This window comes from Bradyrhizobium sp. CCBAU 11386 (assembly GCF_028128955.1).
In the GTDB taxonomy this organism is placed as follows: Bacteria; Pseudomonadota; Alphaproteobacteria; order Rhizobiales; family Xanthobacteraceae; genus Bradyrhizobium.
The window spans coordinates 42,217-64,778 of the sequence record NZ_LBKA01000004.1 but is presented as its reverse complement, the minus strand read 5'-3'; the positions used below and the strand labels follow the sequence as shown (position 1 = coordinate 64,778).

General features: G+C 64.9%; 19 protein-coding genes and 1 pseudogene. 6 read left to right on the top strand and 14 right to left on the bottom strand.

The window, feature by feature from the left end; all coding sequences use genetic code 11:
- Positions 1–52 precede the first annotated feature (52 nt).
- Both XI09_RS01745 and XI09_RS01740 read right to left on the bottom strand, forming a co-directional pair.
- Complete coding sequence (locus XI09_RS01745) at positions 53–1,465, bottom strand: mannose-1-phosphate guanylyltransferase/mannose-6-phosphate isomerase (protein ID WP_271565418.1); 1,413 nt, start codon at positions 1,463–1,465, stop codon at positions 53–55.
- Positions 1,466–1,472: 7 nt separating this feature from the next.
- Positions 1,473–2,462, bottom strand: a complete 990-nt coding sequence (locus XI09_RS01740; protein WP_271565417.1) for an SDR family NAD(P)-dependent oxidoreductase — start codon at positions 2,460–2,462, stop codon at positions 1,473–1,475.
- A gap of 212 nt (positions 2,463–2,674) precedes the next feature.
- Here XI09_RS01740 and XI09_RS01735 point away from each other — a divergent pair, with 212 nt between their 5' ends.
- Together XI09_RS01735 and XI09_RS01730 are read left to right on the top strand one after the other, a co-directional pair.
- Positions 2,675–3,634, top strand: coding sequence for a lysylphosphatidylglycerol synthase transmembrane domain-containing protein (locus XI09_RS01735; protein WP_271565416.1), 960 nt, complete (start codon positions 2,675–2,677; stop codon positions 3,632–3,634).
- A complete protein-coding gene (locus XI09_RS01730) occupies positions 3,631–4,650 on the top strand; it encodes an MraY family glycosyltransferase (RefSeq protein ID WP_271565415.1) in 1,020 nt (339 codons plus the stop codon). Before XI09_RS01735 ends, XI09_RS01730 begins: the two co-directional genes overlap by 4 nt.
- Here the strand turns inward: XI09_RS01730 and XI09_RS01725 are convergent.
- The 6 genes from XI09_RS01725 to rfaD form a co-directional block, all read right to left on the bottom strand.
- Positions 4,638–4,898: a hypothetical protein gene (locus tag XI09_RS01725; protein WP_271565414.1), complete on the bottom strand. Its 261-nt coding sequence runs from the start codon at positions 4,896–4,898 to the stop codon at positions 4,638–4,640. The two genes, XI09_RS01730 and XI09_RS01725, sit on opposite strands and share 13 nt — an antisense overlap.
- Positions 4,899–5,013: 115 nt before the next feature.
- On the bottom strand, positions 5,014–5,229 hold the full coding sequence (locus tag XI09_RS01720; RefSeq protein WP_271565413.1) for a hypothetical protein: 216 nt from the start codon (positions 5,227–5,229) through the stop codon (positions 5,014–5,016).
- Positions 5,230–5,692: 463 nt separating this feature from the next.
- Positions 5,693–7,606: a nucleoside-diphosphate sugar epimerase/dehydratase gene (locus XI09_RS01715; protein ID WP_271565412.1), complete on the bottom strand. Its 1,914-nt coding sequence runs from the start codon at positions 7,604–7,606 to the stop codon at positions 5,693–5,695.
- 55 nt (positions 7,607–7,661) lie between these two features.
- Complete coding sequence (locus XI09_RS01710; protein WP_271565411.1) at positions 7,662–8,972, bottom strand: O-antigen ligase family protein; 1,311 nt, start codon at positions 8,970–8,972, stop codon at positions 7,662–7,664.
- Positions 8,969–10,453 (bottom strand): D-glycero-beta-D-manno-heptose-7-phosphate kinase, encoded by a 1,485-nt coding sequence (rfaE1, locus tag XI09_RS01705; protein WP_271565410.1) that lies wholly within the window; start codon positions 10,451–10,453, stop codon positions 8,969–8,971. Before rfaE1 ends, XI09_RS01710 begins: the two co-directional genes overlap by 4 nt.
- A 12-nt stretch (positions 10,454–10,465) precedes the next feature.
- Positions 10,466–11,446 (bottom strand): ADP-glyceromanno-heptose 6-epimerase, encoded by a 981-nt coding sequence (gene rfaD / locus XI09_RS01700; protein WP_271565409.1) that lies wholly within the window; start codon positions 11,444–11,446, stop codon positions 10,466–10,468.
- A 159-nt stretch (positions 11,447–11,605) separates the two neighbouring features.
- Here rfaD and waaF point away from each other — a divergent pair, with 159 nt between their 5' ends.
- A complete protein-coding gene (gene waaF / locus XI09_RS01695) occupies positions 11,606–12,673 on the top strand; it encodes a lipopolysaccharide heptosyltransferase II (protein WP_271565408.1) in 1,068 nt (355 codons plus the stop codon).
- Positions 12,674–12,731: 58 nt separating this feature from the next.
- Here waaF and XI09_RS01690 read toward each other — a convergent pair whose 3' ends face one another.
- Together XI09_RS01690 and XI09_RS01685 are read right to left on the bottom strand one after the other, a co-directional pair.
- On the bottom strand, positions 12,732–14,285 hold the full coding sequence (locus XI09_RS01690; RefSeq protein WP_271565407.1) for a hypothetical protein: 1,554 nt from the start codon (positions 14,283–14,285) through the stop codon (positions 12,732–12,734).
- Between the two features lie 487 nt (positions 14,286–14,772).
- Complete coding sequence (locus tag XI09_RS01685; protein WP_271565406.1) at positions 14,773–15,810, bottom strand: glycosyltransferase family 4 protein; 1,038 nt, start codon at positions 15,808–15,810, stop codon at positions 14,773–14,775.
- A gap of 126 nt (positions 15,811–15,936) precedes the next feature.
- On the opposite strand from XI09_RS01685, the gene galE reads away from it, so the two are divergent.
- The 3 genes from galE (at position 15,937) to XI09_RS01670 (ending at position 19,608) form a co-directional block, all read left to right on the top strand.
- On the top strand, positions 15,937–16,950 hold the full coding sequence (gene galE, locus XI09_RS01680) for a UDP-glucose 4-epimerase GalE (RefSeq protein WP_271565405.1): 1,014 nt from the start codon (positions 15,937–15,939) through the stop codon (positions 16,948–16,950).
- A gap of 118 nt (positions 16,951–17,068) precedes the next feature.
- Positions 17,069–18,871 carry an ABC transporter ATP-binding protein gene (locus XI09_RS01675; RefSeq protein ID WP_271565404.1) on the top strand — a complete coding sequence of 601 codons (1,803 nt, stop codon included), beginning with the start codon at positions 17,069–17,071 and terminating at the stop codon, positions 18,869–18,871.
- 35 nt (positions 18,872–18,906) lie between these two features.
- On the top strand, positions 18,907–19,608 hold the full coding sequence (locus XI09_RS01670; RefSeq protein WP_110116673.1) for a fumarylacetoacetate hydrolase family protein: 702 nt from the start codon (positions 18,907–18,909) through the stop codon (positions 19,606–19,608).
- A 174-nt stretch (positions 19,609–19,782) separates the two neighbouring features.
- On the opposite strand, the gene XI09_RS01665 is transcribed toward XI09_RS01670, so the two are convergent.
- The 4 genes and pseudogenes from XI09_RS01665 to XI09_RS01650 form a co-directional block, all read right to left on the bottom strand.
- Positions 19,783–20,241, bottom strand: coding sequence for a YybH family protein (locus XI09_RS01665; protein ID WP_271565403.1), 459 nt, complete (start codon positions 20,239–20,241; stop codon positions 19,783–19,785).
- An 11-nt stretch (positions 20,242–20,252) separates the two neighbouring features.
- Positions 20,253–21,182, bottom strand: coding sequence for an aspartyl/asparaginyl beta-hydroxylase domain-containing protein (locus tag XI09_RS01660; RefSeq protein WP_027545117.1), 930 nt, complete (start codon positions 21,180–21,182; stop codon positions 20,253–20,255).
- Between the two features lie 144 nt (positions 21,183–21,326).
- Positions 21,327–21,482, bottom strand: a complete 156-nt coding sequence (locus XI09_RS01655) for a hypothetical protein (RefSeq protein ID WP_177234883.1) — start codon at positions 21,480–21,482, stop codon at positions 21,327–21,329.
- Positions 21,483–21,627: 145 nt separating this feature from the next.
- Positions 21,628–22,551, bottom strand: a pseudogene (locus XI09_RS01650) (LysR family transcriptional regulator).
- Between the last annotated feature and the right edge of the window lie 11 nt (positions 22,552–22,562).

The window sequence follows — 22,562 nt, the reverse complement described above, 5'->3', positions numbered from 1 at the left end:
GCTGAAAGATACGGCTCTTTCGGCCCGGGTCGCGTGATTCGGAGCCTGCTGGTTACGACCTTTGATAGTCGTCTTCAATCCGGATGATGTCGTCTTCCCCGAGATAGCTCCCGGTCTGGACCTCGATGAGCTCCAGCATGATTTTACCGGGATTCTCCATCCGGTGCACCGCGCCCATCGGGATGTAGATCGACTCGTTCTCGTGCACCGTCTTCACGGTCTCGTTGACAGTGACCCGGGCGGCACCACGCACCACGATCCAGTGCTCGGCACGGTGATGGTGCTTTTGCAGCGACAGCCGCCCGCCGGGCTTGACCACGATGCGCTTGACCTGGTGACGCTCGCCATTGTCGACCGACTGGTAGCTGCCCCACGGCCGGTGCACCTTGAGATGCTCCTCGGTGACCTTCGGGGCGACCGCCTTGAGCTTGGTCACCAGGCGCTTCAGGCCGTTGGCATCCTTCTGGCGCGAGACCAGGACCGCATCGGCGGTCGCGACCACGACGAGATCGTCGACGCCTTCGAGCGCAACCAGCGCGGAATCGGTGGTGACGTTGCAGTTGCGAGAATCCTCGAACACCGCGGCGCCGTGCGCGGCGTTGCCTAGCGCGTCCTTCTCCGACAATTCCCACACCGCGTGCCAGGAGCCGACGTCGGACCAGCCGCACGACACCGGCACGACGGCCGCCCGCGCGGTCTTCTCCATCACCGCGTAGTCGATCGAGATCGCCTTCGCCGAACCGAACGCCTCCGGCTCCAGCGTCACGAAGCCGAGATCGCGGCCGGCGTTGTTGACCGCATTGGAGACCGCCTCCACGCTGGCCGCATCGACCTTGCGGTATTCGTCGAGCAGGACGGTCGCCGGGAACATGAAGTTGCCACTGTTCCAGAGATAGCCCGAATTGACGTAGTCGGCCGCCTTCACCGCGTCAGGCTTCTCGACGAAGCGTGCGACCGCGTGCACCTCGCCGGAGATCACCTCGCCCAGGCTGATATAGCCGTATTCGGTCGCCGGCCGCTCCGGCTTGACGCCGAAGGTGACGATGCGCCCGGCGCTCGCGGCGGTGAGGCCTTCGCGGCAGGCCGCGACGAAGGCGGCTTTGTCCTGCACCACGTGATCGGCGGCGACCGCGAGCACGATCGCCTCACTGGCGCGGTTCTGCGCGAACACCGCCCCTGCGGCGATCGCGGGGCCGGAGTCGCGCCGCATCGGCTCGAGGATCACGTCGGCCTCGATACCGATCTCGGCGAGCTGCTCCAGCACCATGAAGCGGTAGGACGCGTTGGTGATGAGGATCGGACGCTCAAACAGCGAGGCGTCCGAGACGCGCAGCAGCGTGTCCTGGAAGGTCGAGCGCGAGCCGAACAGCGGCAGGAACTGTTTTGGGCGCACCTCGCGCGAGGCCGGCCACAGCCGCGTGCCGGCACCGCCGCACATGATCAGGGGGATAATGCGTTTGTCCATCGTCATCTCAAACCTTGAAGTAGTCCCGATACCAGGTGACAAAATTACGAACCCCCTGCTCGATCGGCGTTGACGGTGCAAAGCCGGTGTCGCGCATCAGGTCCTCGACATCCGCGAACGTTTCCAAAACGTCTCCCGGCTGCATCGGCAGCAATTCTTTGATCGCCGTCCGACCCAGCTCCTGCTCCAGAAGTCCGACGACATGCATCAGCTCCTCGGGGCGGTGGTTGCCGACATTGTAGACCTTAGACGGCGCATTTGCGGCAGCCGGGTCGTCGGCAGGCACCCGATCGATCAGCTTGGACACGACACGGGTGACGTCGTCAATATAGGTGAAGTCGCGGCGCATCCTGCCATGGTTAAAGAGCCGGATCGGCCTCTCCGCCATGATGGCGTTCACGAACAGAAACATGGCCATATCGGGCCGTCCCCACGGGCCGTATATGGTAAAGAAGCGCAAGGCCGTGACCGGCAGCCGGTAGAGATGGCTGTAGGACTGTGCCATCACCTCGTTCGCCTTCTTGGTCGCGGCGTAGAGGCTCACGGGATGATCGGTCCGGTCCTGCACGGCAAATGGCAGTTTTGTGTTGGCGCCGTAAACGGAGGATGACGAGGCGTAGACCAGATGATGGCAGCCGTTGTTGCGGCAGCCCTCCAGCACGTTGAGAAAGCCCTGGAGATTGGAATCGGCGTAAGCCTGCGGATGCTCGATCGAGTAGCGCACGCCGGCCTGGGCGGCCAGATGCACGACCTTGGCAAACCGGTGTCGTCCGAACAGCGCCGCGATGGCCTCGCGGTCGGCAAGGTCAGCCTTGACGAAGGAGAAGCGGGAATCGCTGCGCAACAGCTCCAGGCGCGCGCTCTTCAGCGCCGGATCGTAATAGTTGTTGAGATTGTCGAGCCCGATCACGGGCCGGCCTTCGGCGAGCAGCTGCCGGGCGACGTGAAAGCCGATGAAGCCGGCGGCACCCGTGACCAAAATCGCCTGATCCGTCATCCTGTTCCCAAGGGGACCCCTGGCCCGCGCCGCCTCTTTAGCCGGTATCGTGGGCGTCGCAATAGCCCCGCCGCACGTCATAACGGCCGTTCATAACCGCACCTCGTCACCGCTATTGCAAGATCGGCGCCAAAACCATACCAAAGCGGCCTAATTCGGCGCCTCGCGTCGGGTTGCCTCAAATCTTCGCAAACCCTGTTCATGCGGACGAGATGCGCCGAATCCTGCTGTCGACGGCCAAGATCCTGATTTCCGCGGCGCTGCTCTACCTGGCGCTGCGCAAGGTCGATCTGACCGAACTGTTATCGCGCTTCACCGTGACCAGCCTGTTCTGGATCGGGGTCGCGATCGCCATCACCTTCCTGCAGATCTTCATTGGTGTGCTGCGCTGGCGGGAGATCAGCGCCGAATGCGGCGCGCCGCTCGAGCTCGAGCGGGCCATGCGCTACAACGTGATCGGATCCTTCTTCAACCAGACCCTGCCATCGGCGATCGGGGGCGATGCGGTCCGGCTGTGGCTGGTCGCGCGCGGCGGCGCCGGATGGCGTGCGGCCACCTACTCCATCTTTGTCGATCGCGCGATCGGCCTCATCGCGCTCGCGATCCTCATCGTCGCGAGCCTGCCCTGGAGCTACACCCTCATCACCGATCCGCACGGGCGCTCGGCATTGCTGCTCGTCGACCTCGCCGCGCTCGCGGGCGGCCTCGGCTTCCTGGTCTTCGGCGCGCTGAAATGGCGATGGCTGAAGACGTGGTGGGCCACCCACCACATCCACGCCTGCGCGGTGATCGCGAATCGCGTGATCTTCAGCCGCAGGCGCGGGCCGATCGTCGCGATCCTGTCGCTGATCGTGCATGTGCTCGCCGCCGTCGTCGCCTGGTGCGTCGTGCAGTCGATCGCCGCTCCCGTCCGCTTCAGCGACGTCTTCCTGCTCGTGCCGCCGGTGATGCTGATCACGATGATGCCGATCTCGATCGCCGGCTGGGGCCTGCGTGAAGCCACGATGGGCCTGGCGTTCGGCTTCGCGGGGCTGGCCGCAAGCGAGGGCGTCAACGTCTCGCTGCTGTTCGGCGCCGTGTATTTCATCGTCGGCGCGATCGGCGGCCTGGTCTGGATCCTCAGCGCGGAGAAAGCCGCGCAAGGGTCGGCCCCGCTCGGAGTGCCGGAGTGAACCCGGCCGCCGACGCGCTCGCCGCCGCACCTTCGCTGCTTGGCGTTGCGATCGCCGCGCTGGTGTCGGCCGTCATCACCTGGACCAGCCGTCCCCTGCTCCAGCGCTACGCACTGGCGCGGCCCAACGCGCGATCCTCGCACCGCGTTCCGACCCCGCAGGGTGCGGGCATCGCGGTGATATCAGCGACGCTGCTGGTCGCATCGACCTGGGCAGCATGGGCAAACGTCGCGATCCCGCCGGCGCTGATGGCTGCCACGGTCTTGATCGCCCTGGTGGGATTTGCCGATGACATCGTCTCGCTGCCGGTGCTGGTTCGGCTCGTGCTGCAAGCCGCGGCCGTCGGCGCCGTCGTTTTCACCGCGCCCGAAACGGCGCGCATCGTGCCCGCGGTGCCGCTCGCGCTGGAGCGCGGCCTCGTCCTGCTCGCCGGAATCTGGTTCGTGAACCTCGTCAATTTCATGGACGGGCTCGACCTGATGACGGTCGTGGAAGTGGTGCCGATCACCGCGGCGCTGCTGCTGCTGGGATGGCTCGGCGACCTGTCCTGGCCGGCCGCACTGCTCGCCACTACCCTGTGCGGCGCCATGATCGGCTTTGCGCCGTTCAATCGTCCCGTCGCAAAGGTGTTTCTCGGCGATGTTGGCAGCCTGCCGATCGGCCTTCTGCTCGGCTGGTGCCTGCTGGAGCTCGCCTGGCACGGGCAGCCGGCCGCGGCGCTGCTGCTGCCGGCCTATTACCTCGCGGATGCCACCATCACGCTGTTTCGCCGCATCGCCCGCCGCGAACAATTCTGGTCGGCGCACCGCTCGCACTTTTACCAGCGTGCGACCGACAATGGCTTCAAGGTCCCGCGCGTGGTCGGCGAGGTCTTCGCGCTCAATCTCGTGCTGGCACTGCTGGCGATCGTCACCGTGCGCGCCGGCTCGATGCCGGTCACGCTGCTCGCGCTGCTCGCAGGCGCGATCGCGATCGGCTTCGTCCTGCGGCGCTTCTCCTTCCCTCAGGCGTCCTGAGCCAACAGCGCGAGCCGCAAGCCCTCGTCGAGGGAGACCTGCGGCTCCCAGCCGGTTGCGATCGCCTTGGAGATGTTGAGCTCGAGCGAGCCGATCAGGCTGTCGTGCGTATCCTGCCGTCCGATCACGTTGAGGAGCGTGCCGAGCAGGTCGCCCTTGGCGCCCACACCATAGACCAGCGGCGGCCTGATCACCGAGATCTTCTTGTTGCTGTCGCGCGCAAGTGTCACGAAGATCGATTCGATCACGACTTCGCCGTCAATACCCTCAGGGGCAACAGACCGCCCCGCCGACAGCGTGAGAGAACATCACGGCCGACGAAGCCGCGCGCTCCCGTCGCCAGTACGACCGGTTTGCCCTCGGTCATCGCTGCTCCGAAAGGTCCGGATTGCGCAACAATTCGTCGATCAGACCTGCATAGGCGTTCATCGCCGTCGTGCGGTTGAATCTCGCTGCGGCCTCCGCCGCGCGCGCCGCCACGGCACTGCCGTTAGAACGGGACGCCGCACGGATCAACTTGGCGAGCTGATCGGCGCGGCCCGGCGTCAAGCCCCAGCCGAGCCCGTTCTCCACCGTCAACGCGGCCTCGGCCTTCGGCTCAGCAACAGTCCCATGGGACGGTCGACCGCCAGCAGATCGTAAGACCGGCTCGGCACTGACACCCCCGCAACGTCCTTCCGGTACGGAATGATCCAGAGATTGGCGGATGCCAGAAACGCCTCGAGCTGGGCATCCTCCGAAGGTGAGCACTACTTCGCCGGGCGGAGCTGCGACACCAAGAAGGAATGTGCGCAGTGCAGACAGCATCTCGGACGCGCCGCGCCACGTCAGCACCGCCCTTCCTGCCATTCGGATGGCAACGACGCGCGGCCTGCCCGGGCCGGTCTGCGCGACGGGCGCCGCGCCGGGCGAGCCTGACAGCACAACGACCTCGTGCTCCTCGGCGAGGCGGCAGCGATCTCGACCATGATAGCCGCCGTCATGCTCGGATCCGGTGGATAATGCTGGCTCGCGACGACGATCTTGGCGGAAGGCTGCATAATCAGGCCGTGGTCGACCCGAATTCCGGAACCGCATCCTTCAGGATGGTCCTGATGGTGGCGCGATCGTCGCGCGCGATCGCCTGCTCGAGCACTGCGATCCATTTGCGCAGCGTCTGCATCGGCGGCTCGTTCGGTTGCGCGGCCATGATGCCGGCGATACCGATCTCGGCCGCCGGCTCCTCAGAGGCGAACAGGATCTCGTGCAAGCGCTCGCCCGGCCGCATCCCCGTGAACACGATCTCGATGTCGTGGCCGGGCTGAAGGCCGGAGAGACGGATCATGCGCTCGGCGAGATCGACGATCTTCACCGGTTGGCCCATGTTGAGCACGTAGACCGAAACATTCGAACGCTGCGTTCCGAGCGCGTGCGTCGCCGCCGTGACGACGAGATCGCATGCCTCGCGGATGGTCATGAAGTAGCGGACCATGTCGGGATGGGTGACCGTCACCGGGCCGCCGGCCTCGATCTGGGCCTTGAACTTCGGCACCACCGAGCCGTTCGATGCCAGCACATTGCCGAACCGGACCGAGATCAGCCGCATCGGTGGCTTGGCGCCACCGCTCCCTGCGGCAAGATCATGGTCGAGCGCCTGGCAGTACATCTCGGCGAAACGCTTGGTCAGGCCGAGCATTGACACCGGCTCGATCGCCTTGTCGGTCGAGATCATTACCATGGCATCGGCGCCGGCGGCTAGCGCCGCATCGGCCACGTTGATCGAGCCGAAGATGTTGGTCTTGACGCCCTCGCTCCAGTCGCGCTCGAGGATCGGCACATGCTTGAGCGCGGCCGCATGGAACACGATGTTTGGATTGAACTCGGCCATCACGCGCATGATACGCTCGCGGTCGCGGATGTCGGCAATGCGCCCCTCGATCGCAGCAGCCGAGCCATGCGCGGCCAGCGCCTCCGTGACCGCGTAGAGCGCCGGCTCGGAATTTTCCACGATCAGGAGCCGCGCGGCGCCGAAGGCGATGACGCGCTCGCAGATCTCGGAACCGATCGAGCCACCCCCGCCGGTCACGATCACCGCCTTGCCCCTGATCAGGGCTTCGAGCCGCGCATAGTCAATCTTCTCGCTGGGCCGCAGCAGCAGGTCCTCGACCGCAACCGCGGTGAGCCGCGGCGTGTCGCCGCTATCGAGCGACGGCAAGCGGTTAACGATTATGCCGAGCTTGCGCGCCCGCATCAGGATCGATTCCGGATGAGCCTCGGGCTCGAAGGCGGATGGCGTCATGACGACGCGGGCGATCGCCTTGTTGCGCTTGGCGAAGTCGTTGTTGATATCCTCGAGATCGTCGAGGCCGCCTAGCACCGGCACGTTGCGGATGGTTTGGCCTCGGTCCGCCCGCGATGGCGACAGCACGCCGACCGGCCAGAGGCGCTTGATGGCGCCGCTCTCGATGCCGCGAAGAAGCACCTCGGCATCGGCGGCGCGGCCGATCAGAAGCGTCGGCGCGGCATCGTCAATGCGGGCGTGGCGGCGCACGCGGGTATAGCGGAAGTAGCGATAAGCTAGGCGCAACGCGCTGAGGAAGGAAATTTCAAGGAACCAGTAGAGGACGATCGTCACCTTACCGAGAAAGAAGACACCGCGGACGTTAGGAGCGACGAAGACGTAGTCGAGAACGAGGAGCGCCACCGTCAGCACGGTCGCGACGCGGATGATGTTGACCGCGTCGGGCAGCGAGATGAAGCGCCATTTGGTATCGGTCAGGTTGAAGATGAAGAACACGACCACGCTGAAGGCGAGGAAGTAGGGCAGGATCTGGAATAGCATCGGCAGGCGGTCGAAGAAGCCCTCGTGGCCCTCGAATCGCAGATAGAACGCGACGAACAGCGCCGCCGTGGTCATGAGGAGGTCGTGGAGCGCGATGAGGAGTTTGCGCAAGGTGAGATGCGAAAGACGCGTCATCCGCCGACCGATGAATGTCCAGTTTGATGCAACCTGACCGCGCTGATAGCCCATCTCAACAAGACTTGCCAGCAGTGCGGCGGGTCAGGAACCAGCTTGTTTCACCTTCGGCGCGTCGCGCTCCCATAACCATGCCGCCAGCAACGCCGACGCCCAGGACGTACATCCAGCCCTCGTGGAAGTCGAAAAGATGGGAATTGAACAACGAGGTGAAGATGTTCTGCACTACGAGCAGCAGTCCGATCCAGTGGGCCAGTCCGTCGCCACGAAACAGGAGAAGATGGAGAATCCAAGTCGTGTAGAGAATGACAATGCCAATGACGCCCCACTGCACGGCGACATTCAGCGTCTGGTTGTGCGGATTGCCGATCACCTCGCCGGAAGCCTTGTCGGCGCCTCCGATCGCGACCTGCTCGAACAGTCCGCGCGTCGCACCGGTGCCGTGGCCCTTGATCGGGGCCTCCACGAAAAAGCCGAGGGATTTCCGCCAGAATTCGAACCGCAGGCCCATCGAGGTCGGCGCCCCCCTTTCCTTGTAGAGTTGATAGTCGCTCGAAATTGTGTCGGCCGTCCTGCGGAGCTGCGGCGAGACCTGCCAGGCGAGCAGCGCGACGGCAACGAGGCCGGCGCCGATGATTAGGATGCTGCGCCACCTCAGATGCAGCAGTGCGAACACCGCGAACATGATCGGAACCGTGACCAGCGCCGTGCGCGACACCACCACGAAAGCCATGTTGGCGAGGAAGCCGAACGCAAGCGCGGCGAGCAGCCCGGCAAGCCAGTACCGTTTCTCCCGCAGCAGCATCACGACCGGATAGGCAAGCGCGACCGCGCACAGCGTGAATTCCTGGCCCTGGTCGATGTGATTCTTGACGATGATGCCGCGCTCAATGCCACCCGGCTTGATCGTAAGGTTGGGGTAGAAAGCGACCAGCCAGGATGCCACCGCGAGCAGCGCACAGGAAACGAGGAAGGCGACGAACACCCAATGTCCGCGTGGCGAGCGCTCGAAATGGTAGAGCAGGATCGGAAGCACGAGCAGCTTGACCGTGGGATTGACCGCATAGAGCCGCGCACCCCAGGCCGCGTCCGACCACAGCGTGCCCACCAAAGCGAGCAGGAACAGCGCGATCGGCGCCGCGCAGATCGGACGCTTCAGGTGTTGCAGGAATGCCTTGAGATCGAGAAACGGCACCATGCAGACGAGCATCAGGGCATTGAAGATCGCGACAAGCGACGTCGACCAGGGCAGCGAGGCTGCAGTCAGGACCGCGAGCACGTCGACCGTCTCGCTCCAGGCCTCCGGGCTGCGCAGGCGCCGCAGCAGCAGCGCGCTCGTCGACTCCTTCTGCGCGAGCGCCGTCACTTGCCCCCTCCTCGCGCGCGATGGACCAGCGCAGTTGTGCTGAAACCCTGGAGGATGTCGACCAGCACGACTGCCCCGCCCGCGGCCTCGACGACCTCATGGCCGACCACCTGCTCGCGGGTGTAGTCGCCGCCCTTCACCAGCACGCCGGGCTTGATCCGGGTGATCAGGTCGATCGGCGTGTCCTCCTCGAAGATGACGACGAGATCGACCGCTTCGAGCGCGGCCAGCACCTCGGCGCGGGCGCGCTCGTCCTGGACCGGACGGTCGGCGCCCTTCAGCCGCCGCACCGAGGCGTCGCTGTTGAGGCCGACGACCAGGCGGTCGCAGGCGCCGCGCGCCGCGGTCAGCACCTTGACGTGGCCGGGATGCAGGATGTCGAAGCAGCCATTGGTGAAGCCGACCCGCAAATCCTGCCTGCGCCATTCCGCGAGTTGCGCGTCGAGCGCCGCCGGCTCGAGCACGATCTTCTCCTCGGCCGCGAGATAGGCGTGCGGCAGGATCTTTCGCCGCAGCTCGGCCGTGCTCACAATGGCGGTGCCCTGCTTGCCGACGGCGACGGAGGCGGCGGCATTGGCCACGCGCAGCGCCGTGTCCCAGTCCGCGCCCGCCGCGAGCGAGACCGCGAGCGCGGCGGCGACGGTGTCGCCGGCGCCGGAGACGTCGCGCACCTTCACGGGGACGGCCGGAACGTGAACGGCCGCGCCATGGCGCGGCACCAGCGTCATGCCGTGCTCGCCTTGCGTGACCAGGATCGCCTCGCAATCGGCGAGCCGCATCACGTCCTCGCTGGCATCGACGATGCTCTGCGGCGTGTCGGCGCGGCTGCGGGTAGCCTCGGCAAATTCCTTGCGATTGGGCGTGAGCAGCGTCGCGCCGCGATAGATCGCCCAGTTCAGGCTCTTAGGATCGACGATCACGGGCTTGCCGAGCTTTCGTGCGGCGTCGATGGTGTGGCGGATCACCCGCGCCGTCAGCACGCCCTTGGCGTAGTCGGAGAGCAGCACGACGTCGGCGCGCGCGATCTGCGGCAGGATCGCCTCGATCAGCTTCGCCTCGACCTCGTCGGAAGCAGGCTGCGCCTGCTCCCAATCCGCGCGCAGCATGTGGGTGGAGAAATGCTCGGAGACGAAGCGGACCTTTCGCGTGGTCGGCCGCGACGGGTCGCACACCAGCGCGCTTTCGATGGCCCCCTGCTCCGCAAGCGCGGCCGCGAGCCGCTTGCCCGCATCATCCTCGCCGACGAGGCCGACGAAGATGCAGCGCGCGCCGAGGGAGGCGACGTTGCGCGCGACGTTGCCGGCGCCGCCGATATGGATCTCGCTGCGCTGGGCAACGATGACCGGTGTCGGCGCTTCCGGCGAGATCCGCGACACCTCGCCATAGACGAACTCGTCCAGCATGATGTCGCCGATGCAGAGCACCGTGCGGCCTGAGATCGCTTGCGCGAGGGCGTCGAAATCGAGAATGGGCGTCGGCATGATCCTGGAGCCTCAGCGGAAGCGGTCGGGCCGGTCGAGATAATCCCCGACATAGGCCTTCACCGCATCCTCGAGCGTCGTGAAGCCGCCGTTATAGCCGGCGCGGCAGAGGCGATCGACCTCGCTCTGGGTGAAGTATTGATAGCTGTTGCGGATCTGTTCGGGCATGTCGATATATTCGATGTTGGGCCTCGCCCCGAGCGCCGCATAGGCAGCTAACATCAGATCCCTGAAGCTGCGCGCCTTGCCGGTGCCGACATTGAACAGCCCGGACACCGAGGGCGTTGCCAGCAGCCACATGATGACGCGCACGACATCGTCGACATAGATGAAATCGCGGCGCTGGTCGCCGTCGGCAATGCCCTCGCGATGCGACTTGAACAATTGCACGACGCGGCCCGCACTGACGTCGTCGAAGCGCCGCGCCAGCACGCTCATCATCGAGCCCTTGTGGTACTCGTTGGGGCCGAACACGTTGAAGAATTTCAACCCCGCCCATTGCGGCGGCAGCTTCTCGCCGCGCGCGACGCGCTCGGCGACGGCGAGATCGAACAGGTGCTTGCTCCAGCCGTAGAGGTTCATCGGCCGCAGTTTTTTCAGCGCGGGCAGGGAGGAATCGTCGTCGAAGCCTGCCTCGCCGTCGCCATAGGTCGCCGCCGAGGAGGCGTAGATCAGCGGCACCGCATTCGCCGTGCACCAGTCGAGCAGGCGCATGGACAGGCGGAAATTGGTTTCGAACACGAGATCGCCGTCGGTCGCGGTGGTCGCGGAAATCGCCCCGAGATGGATCACCGCGTCGAGCTTGCGGCCCTTCAGCCAGTCCAGCAGCTCGGCCGGGGGGACGATATCCACAAGCTGGCGCTTGGCGAGATTGCGCCACTTGCCTTCGGTACCAAGGAAATCACAGACGACGACGTCACTGCGGCCGGCGTCGTTCAACGCGGCCACGACATTCGACCCGATAAAACCGGCTCCGCCGGTCACCAGCAACATTCCAACCACCCTGCCCGATCTTCGCGGCCCAATACCTGCCGTAGCGCATCATCTGCCAAAGTGTAAGCATTTTGGGACCAACGCGCTCCCGGCTTTACCTGCCGGCCGGGAGCGGCTAACCGAACCGCCAGATCAGCCCGCCCTCGGTCCTATTAACAAATGAACCAAGATTCGCAATTTAGTGGAAGCGCAGATCGGAGCGACACGCGCCCGATTCTGATTGTTCCCTACATGTGGATCGGCGATTTCGTCCGGAATCACACCGTGGTCCGGGTCCTGAAGGAGCGCTGGCCGAACCGGCCGGTCGATCTCCTGACCACGTCCCTGTGCGCGCCGCTGGTCGATTACATGCCCGGCGTGCGCGCTGGCGTCGTCTGGGACCTGCCGCGCAGCCGGCTCGCCGTCGGCCGCCAGTTCGGCCTGGCAAGGCTCCTGCGCGAGCGGAACTACGGCACCGCCCTGGTGCTGCCCCGGACCTGGAAGGCCGCCATTGCGCCCGCGCTGGCCGGGATCCCCGAACGGGTCGGCTTCGTCGGCGAGTTCCGGTTCGGCCTGCTCAACCGCTGGCGCTGGGGCGAGAAGAAGCTGCCCCGCTTCATCGACAAGAACGCAGCCCTCGCCCAGCCCGATGGCGCCCCCCTGCCGCCGGAATGGCCGGTGCCGCAATTGCGGGTCCCGGCCGAGGACATCGTCCGCTGGCGGCAGGCCAATGGCCTCAGCGCCGGCGCCGCCGTGGCGCTCGCCCCCGGCTCGGTCGGCGTCTCGAAGCGCTGGACCTACTATCCGGAGGCCGCCCGGCTGCTGGTCGAGCGCGGCCTGGAGGTCTGGGTGGTCGGCGGCCCCGCCGAAAAGGGCCTCGCCCAGGAGATCGTCGCGGCGGGCGGCCCGGGCGTCCGGGACCTCACCGGCACCGATTTGCGCAACGGCGTCCTCGCCATGGCCGCGGCCGGCGTCGCCATCTCCAACGATTCCGGCCTGATGCACATCGCAGCGGCCTTGGGCACGCCCACCATGGGCATCTTCGGCCCGACCAGCCCCTACCTCTGGGCCCCCCTCAACGGCCTGGCCGCGACCGTGGTCCAGTACAAGAGCGTGCTGTCCTGCCAGCCCTGCCAGAGCACGATCTGCAAGATGAACGACCACCGCTGCATGCGCGATATCGCAGCGTCGGAGGTGGTGGCGATTGCGGAGAAGGTGCTGAGTGAGGCTGGGGCGCGCGAGCGCTAACTAAGGAAAAAGCACCTGACGAAACCGTCACCACGGTTGGCGCTAGAGCCAGAGGCCATCACTTCTTGCGCGTGCGAAATTCCCGCTGATAGCAGACACGCAAACCGGCGTTTTTGGGTTCCTGGCAAAGCGTGGATGAGTACGGGTTCGTATCCTCAGCTGGATAGTGCCCGAGTATCACGTTCAGCGACTGCGTCATCTCCTGCTGCCCGTCGGCCCGATCGGCGATCCGCTCGAACATGTCGGGCAGCAACGGCTTCAGGGCCTGACAAGCTTCCGAGGGCAGCTTGTCGGTCTCGATTGATGCGGCAAAGGCGTGCTGCTTCAGCGCCATCCGGATCAGCTCGATATCGTCTTGATTGAGTTGTCCGTTCTTGAGCCTTGCATTGACGAAGCTTGCGACGAGTTTCGACTGCGCCGTTGGAATCAATCCGCCCGCGCCGTAGTCCCGCCTCAAAATGGCATTGACCGTCGCTCTGTCATCCTCCGATGTGGGCACGGCTGAAAGACGGGCCGGTTTGGATCCCGGCACCACCGGCAAGCCATATCGGCGATTGATCATCTCAAAGGGATCAGCGCGGCTGTTCGCAAACGGCTCGGCCGCCGCGGTGAGGCACAGATTTGGAATTTCACCTCCGCCACATCGTCTCGTCCTGAAGTAGAACGGAACGTTCGCATAGGTCGCGTGCAGCGCTGTCCTGATCTCGGCCGGGACGACCTTGCTGTCATGCTGCTCGGCAATGGTGATGGTGGTCGGGTCGGATTCGAGGTTGGCGAATGCGATGTTCGGATCCGGACGAAACTGGCCATCAGCGCCGCGTACATCAAGGGGCTTGGACAGTGACACGAGGACATCGGCTTCGCGCTGATCGATGGTGTCTTCGATCAAGCAGCGGCCGCCGACGACCTCGTGAACGAATTCAGCTGCGATCAGGCTCAGCGTGTCGGGACAGCTCTCGCGATGTTCGAGGTGAAATCTCCTCCAACGTGGCAGCCATGTGACGTGAATCATCCGTCGCATCGAGCCGTCAGGCCCTCTCTCATTGGTCTCGGTGTTGGTCATCCGGGCGTTGCGCGAATTGTGATCTCGGATGATGACGTGGTCGACATGTCCCTTGAATAGCAACTGTTGACAAAGATCCGCGCACGGCGGCGGAGGGGTAGGATCGTGGCTTTCGGGCTGCCGCCAATTCATCCAGTAATTGTCCCGTTCGGGATATGGCAGCTCAAAGGAGCGCGGCTGGAATGACGATGGCACGGGGTCCGAGATATCCGACGCGAGCAGTCTCTCGAGCTGGTGTTGGCTGAGGTAATGCGGCAACAGCGCAGCCGCGGAGAGCGTGATCCCCGCTACCGTGACGCCGAGCAGGTTGCTTCCAAGAAACCGTGCGAGCAGATATCCGGGGAGCGCAGCGAGGGAGTAATAAAGCAGCGTGGGAGCTGCGATCAGCGTCTGACCCGGGAGGATGAACAGCAACAGGCCGAGCGTGATCATCCCTGGCATGAACGCGATGAATGTCAGCCCTGCCAAAACACAAAAGTAAATGCCGACGGGGCGTGGCATCAACGGCAGCGCATTGAAACGATCGGAAGGAGACATGAGGTCCGACATGTGGCTTCGCTCGCGCCAAAGGTATCCGTCTTCGCGGCCGACCGCGCGCAATTGGGTAGCATCTGCCGATTTCGTCAACCTTTACTGCCCTGGATGCCCAATTTTGCATGAAACGGAGCGATTGCCGGCAGGCGCGTTGACTGAACTTTAACGTTGACCATACGGACGCGAGCACCATCATGCTCGCGTAACATTTCAGACGCAGATCGTTGTAAGCAGACAATGTTGAACGCTTGCGCTTCTCATTGTCGGATCGTGACAAGAGTGGCGGTGCCGGCCTACGCGATCATGGCTACGCGCTAAAGCGTGCGGCTGACGACTTTTGCGATGATGCCTGTCTACAGGTGTCTTGCCCGACGAGTCAAACAGATTTCGTAAAATCAGCAGCGCGTGAGCTCCACCGCCAAGCCATTGATTTCGCTGACTTCGGCTACTGTGCATGGGGTTGTTTTCGCGCTTTTTGTTTTGGGGGCGCGACAGCGGGGGTTCAGAGCAGCGGACGATAGACCTCGCCGATCCGCGCCGCTTCGGCATCGAGGCTGAACCGTTCGAGCACCCGTGCCCGTCCGCGCTCGCCCATCGCAGTTGCGGCAGCCACATCGCGCATCAGCGGCTCCAGGGCCACGGCGAGCGCATCGGCATCGCCGGTCGGGATCAGCACGCCCGTCACCCCATCCCCGACCACGAGCTCGGCTGCACCGGTGCGCGCGGCGACGAGTGCGCTGCCGGCTGCCATTGCCTCGATCAGCGTCAGGCCAAAGCCTTCGTTGCGCGAGGTGAAGGCGTAGATCGTCAGCCGCTGGTACCAGCGCTGCACCGCTTCGATCGGCAACTCGCCGGTGATGACGATGCGCGATTGCAGGCCGGCGGCCTCGATGCGCTTCTTCAGGTCGTTCGCGAAGGGCGTCTGCTCGGGCGTGACCTGACCGACGATGATTGCGGTGAAGTCAGGATAGCGCGGCAGCAATCGGCACATCGCATCGACGAACACGTCCGTACCCTTCTGGGCGCGCACGCGGCCGAAGCAGCCGATCGCGTAGCGCCCCGGCAACCCGCTTTCAGCGAACGCCGCCGAACGATCCGTGGGGGGCGCGTAGACGTCGGTGTCGACGCCGTGCGGGATCACCGTGGCCTTCACCTTCAGGAACGAGGCCGAGAGATCTGTCGTCGCGATGATCGCGTCCATCCGGCGGATCAGCCAGCGCGTGATCCAGCTGTGATGACGCTGCGCCGCCGAGGTGAAGACCAGCTTGAGCGGCCAGCCGAGTGCGCGCAGCACGACGCCCGCGATCATCTCGTTGTTGCGGCGCGCATGCCAGATCAGTGGCGTCTTGCGGCGCCATAGCTTGAGGAAATCGGCGCCGCTCAGGCGCGCGATCCCCTCCGGCGCGTCCGAGCCGAACCACGCCGCGCGATACAGTCTTGCCAGCCGCGGCGCCACCATCCGGTTGGTCGCGGTGACCCCGGAATAGCGCCTGTGCAGATTTGGCACGATCACTTGCAGATCGCCCGGGGAATTCGTCACGTCACGCTCCGTTTAGCAGACCCCCTATACGCAACATTAAGCATAGTGACCAGTTCACCTGCGCCGATACCCCCTCTTCACCACGCAAACGGTAGCTTGGAGCGTTGATCGAAGACGGGTGAGATCATGACTGTGCTAGTCACTGGCGGCGCCGGCTATATCGGAAGTCACACGGTCCTGGCGCTGGCGGAAGCCGGCGAGGACGTCGTCGTGATCGACGATCTCTCGACCGGTTTCTCCGCCTACCTGCCGGAAGGCGTGCCGCTGTTCATTGGCGATGCCGGCGACGAGAACCTGCTCGAGGGCGTGATCGCCCAGCACAACATCGAGAGCATCATCCATTTCGCCGGCTCGGTGGTCGTGCCGGATTCGATGCGCGATCCGCTCGGCTACTACCGCAACAATTTCATGACCGCGCGCAACCTGCTCAATGTCGCAGTGAAGCGCGGCATTGGCCGCTTCATCTTCTCCTCGACCGCCGCCGTCTACGGCAATCCGGACCAGGTGCCGGTGCCCGAGCACGCGCCGACGCGGCCGCTGTCGCCCTACGGCTCGTCGAAGCTGATGACCGAGATCATGCTGCACGACGTCGCCGCCGCCTACGGCATGCAGTACGTGACCCTGCGCTACTTCAACGTCGCCGGCGCCGACCCACAGGCCCGCATTGGCCTTGCCACCGTCGGCGCCACGCATCTGCTCAAGATCGCGGTCGAGGCCGCAACCGGCCAGCGCGCCAAGATCGACGTGTTCGGCACCGACTATCCGACCCCGGACGGCAGTTGCATCCGCGACTTCATCCACGTCACGGACCTGTCGCAGGCCCACCGCTCGGCGCTGGCATACTTGCGCAATGGCGGCGCCTCGACGACGCTGAATTGCGGCTATGGCCGCGGCTATTCGGTGCTGGAGACCATCGACGCGGTGCGCCGGGTGTCCGGGCGCAGCTTCGCCGTGCAATACGCCCCGCGCCGGCCCGGCGACATCATGACCATGGTCGCCGACACCAGCCGCATCCGCGGCCTGCTCGACTGGAAGCCGCAATACGACGACCTCGAGACCATCGCGGCCCATGCGCTGGCCTGGGAGGACAAGCTGTTCCGCGAGCGCCATGGCGAGCTCCGCCACGCGGTCTCGGCCTAGATTCCATCCGGACGCAAGCCCTTAATTGGGCTTGAAAAGCCCCGCTTTAGCGGGCACAGAGGCCCATCGATCCCTGACGCGCGGGCAGGTTTTTCCTTGCGCCGTCAATGGACTCCGGATGGCCCAGTTTCCAAAGAAAATCACCGACGATCCCTATACGGCAGCGGTCCTGATTCGCCGCCTGGTCACGGAACAGGGGATCGTCTATTGGCGGCGTTACCTCGTCGCCTTCGCCCTGATGGCGCTTGCCGCCGGATCGACCGCGGGCGCGACCTACGTGCTCGGCCAGGTCATCAACCAGGCCTATGTCGACAAGAACATCCCGGGCATCGCGATGTTCTCGGGCATCACGGTGATCCTGCTGTTCATCAAGGGCGTGGCGACCTACGGCCACATGGTGATCCTGACCAAGATCTCCAACGCGATCCTCGCCACCAACCAGCGCCAGCTGTTCGCCAAGCTGATGCGCGAGAGCATCGGTTTCTTCTCCGAGCGGCATTCGTCCGAATTCCTGGCGCGGCTGACAGCCGGCGCCAAGTCGATCACCGACGTCCTCAACATGCTGGTCAACGCCATCGGGCGCGACCTCTTGATGCTGCTCGCGATGATCGGCGTGATGGTGTGGCAGGACCCGCTGATGTCGTTCATCGGCCTCGTCGCGGTGCCGCCGGCGATGCTGGTGCTGCGCAAGCTGGTCAAGCGCATCAAGGGCCTCGCCTTCAACCAGTTCACCGGCACCGCCGACATCATGGAGACCATGCAGGAGTCGCTGCAAGGCATCCGCACGGTCAAGGCGTTCACGCTCGAAGAGACGATGCAGAAGCGCATCGACGAGAACATCGCGATCGTCGAGCGCAACGCCAACAAGATGGCCCGCGTCGCCAACCGCTCCAATCCGCTGATGGAGATGTTAGGGGGCTTCGCGGTCGCCGGCTGCCTGCTCTACGGTGGCTACAGCGTGGTCGCGCTCAACGCCACGCCCGGCGCGTTCTTCTCCTTCATGACCGCCTTCCTGATGGCGACCGAGCCGGCCAAGCGGCTGGCGCGGCTGAATATCGACCTCAACAGCCAGCTCGTCGGCGCGCGCATGCTGCTGGAAGTCGTCGACAGCCCGGCGAGCGAGCATTCCGACGACGACAAGCCGGCGCTGAAGCTGTCGGACGCGCGGATCGAGCTGCGCGATGTCAGCTTCTCCTACCGGACTGGCGAGACCGTGCTCAACCGCATGAGCTTCGTCGCCGAGCCCGGCAAGGTCACCGCGCTGGTCGGCCCCTCCGGCGGCGGCAAGTCGACCGTGCTGGCGCTGCTGCTGCGCTTCTACGAGGTGACGCAAGGCGACATCGTCATCGACGGCCAGTCGATCGGCGCGATCTCGCGCAAATCGCTGCGCGCGCAGACCGCCTATGTCGGCCAGGACGTCTATCTGTTCCGCGACACCATCCGCAACAACATCGCCTTCGGCAAGCCGGGCGCGACCGAAGACCAGATCATCGACGCCGCGAAAGCGGCCTGCGCACATGATTTCATCATGAGCTTCCCGCTCGGCTACGACACGCCGGTCGGCGAGCACGGCACGCAGCTCTCAGGCGGCCAGCGTCAGCGCATCGCGGTGGCGCGCGCGCTGATCAAGAACGCGCCGATCATCCTGCTGGACGAAGCCACCGCCGCACTCGACTCCGAGTCCGAGAAGCAGGTGCAGGAGGCGATCGAGCATCTCTGCCAGAACCGCACCACCATCGTGATCGCGCACCGCCTGCACACCATCATGCACGCAGATAGCATCCTGGTGGTCGAGGGCGGCGAGATCGTCGAGCAGGGCCGACACGACGAGCTGCTGCGCCGCTCGGGCCGCTACGCCTCGTTCTTCCGCCTGCAGCATCACGACGCCGGCACTCTGGCGCCGATTAGCGCAACCGCATAGAATTGTTTTCACCTCAAGAGCAGCGAGACCGCTTCATGAACGCCGCCTCCTACGTCATCCCGCTTCCGCCCCAGGCTTCGCTTCCCGTCGTCGGGGAAAGCGGCCGTTACCCGGTGCGCCGCATCTGGTGCGTCGGCCGCAACTATCTCGAGCACATCCGCGAGATGGGCAATGACGAGCGCGCGCCGCCGTTCTTCTTCGCCAAGCACGCCGACATGCTGGTGCCCGATGGCGCCACCATCCCCTATCCGCCGCTGACCAAGGACCTGCATCACGAGGTCGAGCTGATCGTCGCGATGAAGAGCGGCGGGCTGAACATTCCTGCCGACAAGGCGCTCGACCATGTCTACGGCTACGCCGTCGGCATCGACCTCACGCGCCGCGACCTCCAGATCGCCTCGCGCAAGAAGGAGCGTCCCTGGGAGATCGGCAAGTCGTTCGACTATTCCGCGCCCTGCTCCGCCGTGCAGCCGGCCGCGAAGATCGGCCATCCCGCCAAGGGCAAGATCTGGCTCACGGTCAACGGGAAGGAAGCGCAGAAGGGCGACCTCACCGAGCTGATCTGGAACGTGCCCGAGATCATCTGGCAGCTCTCGCAGCAGGTGAAGCTCGCCGCCGGCGACATCATCATGACGGGCACGCCGGCCGGCGTGTCGCAGCTCCAGCCCGGCGACAAGCTCGAATGCGGCGTCGACGGTGTCGGCACGCTGAAGGTCTCGATCGGCCAGCCGGAGTAGGCCTGCACACCTCGGTGCTCACCTCTCCCCAGCGGGGAGAGGTCGGATTGCGCAGCAATCCGGGTGAGGGGCCGCGGCATTCGGTGAGATCGTAACCCCTCACCCGGATCGCATCATTCGATGCGATCCGACCTCTCCCTACGGGAGAGGTGAAGCACAAACGACGGCTTCGATCTACCAGGCCTTCACCGGCCGATTGGCGTGGCTCACCTGCGGGACGCCGCGATTGAGCGACATGTGGGAATGCACGCACAGCCAGCCGTCGGCGGTCTTGGAGAACACCATCGTCGCCCGGCCCGGACGCGGAAACGCGCTGCCGTCGGGATGATAGCCCGTGCTCGTCCACGGCGCGATCACGGTCGCCATCGCACCATCAGGAGATGCCAGAACCGACGTCTGCTCGAGCACGAAACGGAAGTCGGCCGTCTTCGGCCAGACGTTGTCCCATTGCGTGGTGACCCATTGGTCGAGGCCTGGGATGACATCGTTGTGCGTGCCGAAGGCAAGCACCTCCGGATGAAACAGCGGCCTCGCCGAAGCGTAGTCGACCTCACGGACATAGCCGGCGAAGGTCTCCAGCCATTGGCGGAAGAATTGCACTGTCTCTGTATTCGCGGTCGGCAAGGGGGTCATTCGCACCGGCTTCACCGCAGCGCCGACATCACGATGAGGCCGAGGATCAGCGCCGTCAGCGAGTATTTCAGCGTGTAGTAGACGTTGCGATTCCACTCCTTGACCTTGCGGCTGGCGAGGTGGATCTCATAAAGCTTGCCGAACACCTTGTTGAGCACGCCGACGCTCTCGCCGTCGACGTTCTGGGTCGCCGATGCCTTGACGATGTGATGACTGACCCAGCGGTTGATCGCGGTCATGAAGCCGAACTTCATCGGGCGCTCGACGTCGCAGAACAGGATGATGCGGTTGACGTCGGTCGCATTCTCGGCGCTGTGGATGAAGGTCTCGTCGAACATGAAGGCCTCGCCGTCGCGCCAGACGCATTCGACGCCGTCGACCAGGATACGGCACTTGTTCGAGTTCGGCGTGACGAGGCCGAGATGATAGCGCAGCGAGCCGGCGAAGGGATCGCGGTGCGCGCCCAGCTTGCCGCCGGGCGGCAGCATCGCGAACATCGCGCCGTGCACGCTCGGAATCGAATTGAGCAGCTCCACGGTCTTCGGGCACAGCGTGCGCGCCGAGGGCAGGAAGTCGTCGTACCATTTCAGGTAAAAGCGTTTCCAGCCGCTCTTGAAGAACGAGTAGAAGCCCCAGTCGTTGTTCTTGGCGGCCGCGCGGATGAAGCCTTCGTCGAACAGGCGCACGGCCTCGTCGCGGATGGTCTCCCAGTTCTCGCTGAGGGGCTTGAGTTCGGGAAACTGTTCGACCGGGATCACCGGCTTGTTCGGTACCGCCGAGCCCGCATACATCAGCACATTGTAGGGGGCGAGATAGGTCGAGTGATCGCCAAGCTGGCGCGCGAAGCGCAGCCGCTGCTTGCCGCGGAAGTGAACGTAGATCGTCGAAGCCGCAAGCACATACAGAATGACGAGCTGCGGTGCAAAAAGCTGTTTCAGCATTTCCCCAGTTCCCGAGTGACCCAGCCGGGGACGTGATCTACTCCGAGCCGGCCCGAGCGGCAAGATATTCGCCGGTGGGTTGCAATCACGCTGGGGAGAGCGGGGGTACGGAACCTGGGCTGAAACTGGCCGAAACGAGCCGAATTACCCCCGCGCCAGCGCCTGGAGACCCTTGAAGGTCAGGCGCTTGGGGTCGGTGACGCCGGCGAGATAGAGCCGGCGGATGAACGCGATGACGGCGTCGCGGTCGCAATCGGTCAGCGCGACGACGGCGTCGACCGCGATCTTCTGGGCTTCCATTGGGCTCACCTCGGCCTTGCGAGTAACCCCGGCCGAGACAGGCTAGGACTCACCGGTTAATCCGGCGTTAACCGTTCGGGCAGCATCGCCGATTCAGCCCAGCACCCGTATACGCAAAACAACGCATTGCCGGGCGCACGGCGGCTCAGCGCGCATTGATGCTCTTCTTCAGCTGCGCGAACTGCTTCTTCAGCCGAGGCACGGCAAAGTCGGTGAACGCCCGCACCTTGGGCACCGAGAGCCGCCCCTGCGGGCAGATCAAATGCGCGGGCATCTCCGGATCCTGGTCGGCGGCCAGCACGATCTCGAGCTCGCCGCGCGCGACCTGCTCGGCCACCTGGTACGAATACATCCGCGCCACGCCGCGCCCGGCGACCGCGGACGCCACGGCCGCATAGGTGCTGTTGACGACGAGGCGCGGGGTGAACTGGACCGTGCGGGCCGCCGACGAGCCCGCCTGGGGCGCGAAGGTCCAGGAATTGGGCAGATGCGCCATCGCCACGATCTGATGCTAGGCGAGATCGCCGGGGTCAGTGATGCGCGGATGCTGCTTCAGATAGCGCGGAGCAGCCACCACGACGCGGCTGATCTCGCCGATCCGCATCGCCACCATCGCCGAATCCGCGAGATGGCCGATGCGAAGCGCGATGTCGACACCCTCCTCGATCAGGTTGACCGCACGGTCGAACAGCAGAAGCTTTGCCGACACGGTCGGATAGGCGTCGAGAAACGCATCGAGGATCGGCCGCAGCACCATCTCCCCCGAGACCACCGGCGCGGTGATCGTGAGCAGGCCACGCGGCGCCGTGCGCGGTCCGGCCGCGATGTCGTCGGCCTCCTCCAGCTCGGTCAGCACGCGGCGGCAGATCGCGACATAACGCTCGCCCTCCTCGCTCAGCTTGATCGACCGCGTCGTCCGGTGCAGCAGCTCGGCACCGACGCGCTCCTCCAGGAAGGCGATGGCGCGGCTCACCGCCGCCGGCGAACGGCCGAGCTTGCGCCCTGCGGCGGCGAGGCTGCCCTCATCCACCGCAAGGACGAACACCTTCATCGCATCCAGACGATCCATACGCTTCCCGC

Excerpts from the sequence above, each read along its gene's own strand:
- XI09_RS01675 (WP_271565404.1), top strand. The coding sequence starts at position 17,069 with ATGGCCCAGTTTCCAAAGAAAATCACCGACGATCCCTATACGGCAGCG.
- XI09_RS01745 (WP_271565418.1), bottom strand. The coding sequence starts at position 1,465 with ATGGACAAACGCATTATCCCCCTGATCATGTGCGGCGGTGCCGGCACG.
- XI09_RS01735 (WP_271565416.1), top strand. The coding sequence starts at position 2,675 with ATGCGCCGAATCCTGCTGTCGACGGCCAAGATCCTGATTTCCGCGGCG.
- rfaE1 (WP_271565410.1), bottom strand. The coding sequence starts at position 10,453 with ATGCCGACGCCCATTCTCGATTTCGACGCCCTCGCGCAAGCGATCTCA.
- galE (WP_271565405.1), top strand. The coding sequence starts at position 15,937 with ATGACTGTGCTAGTCACTGGCGGCGCCGGCTATATCGGAAGTCACACG.
- XI09_RS01670 (WP_110116673.1), top strand. The coding sequence starts at position 18,907 with ATGAACGCCGCCTCCTACGTCATCCCGCTTCCGCCCCAGGCTTCGCTT.
- XI09_RS01655 (WP_177234883.1), bottom strand. The coding sequence starts at position 21,482 with ATGGAAGCCCAGAAGATCGCGGTCGACGCCGTCGTCGCGCTGACCGAT.
- XI09_RS01660 (WP_027545117.1), bottom strand. The coding sequence starts at position 21,182 with ATGCTGAAACAGCTTTTTGCACCGCAGCTCGTCATTCTGTATGTGCTT.
- XI09_RS01665 (WP_271565403.1), bottom strand. The coding sequence starts at position 20,241 with ATGACCCCCTTGCCGACCGCGAATACAGAGACAGTGCAATTCTTCCGC.
- waaF (WP_271565408.1), top strand. The coding sequence starts at position 11,606 with ATGAACCAAGATTCGCAATTTAGTGGAAGCGCAGATCGGAGCGACACG.
- XI09_RS01690 (WP_271565407.1), bottom strand. The coding sequence starts at position 14,285 with ATGTCGGACCTCATGTCTCCTTCCGATCGTTTCAATGCGCTGCCGTTG.
- XI09_RS01740 (WP_271565417.1), bottom strand. The coding sequence starts at position 2,462 with ATGACGGATCAGGCGATTTTGGTCACGGGTGCCGCCGGCTTCATCGGC.
- XI09_RS01715 (WP_271565412.1), bottom strand. The coding sequence starts at position 7,606 with ATGACGCGTCTTTCGCATCTCACCTTGCGCAAACTCCTCATCGCGCTC.
- rfaD (WP_271565409.1), bottom strand. The coding sequence starts at position 11,446 with ATGTTGCTGGTGACCGGCGGAGCCGGTTTTATCGGGTCGAATGTCGTG.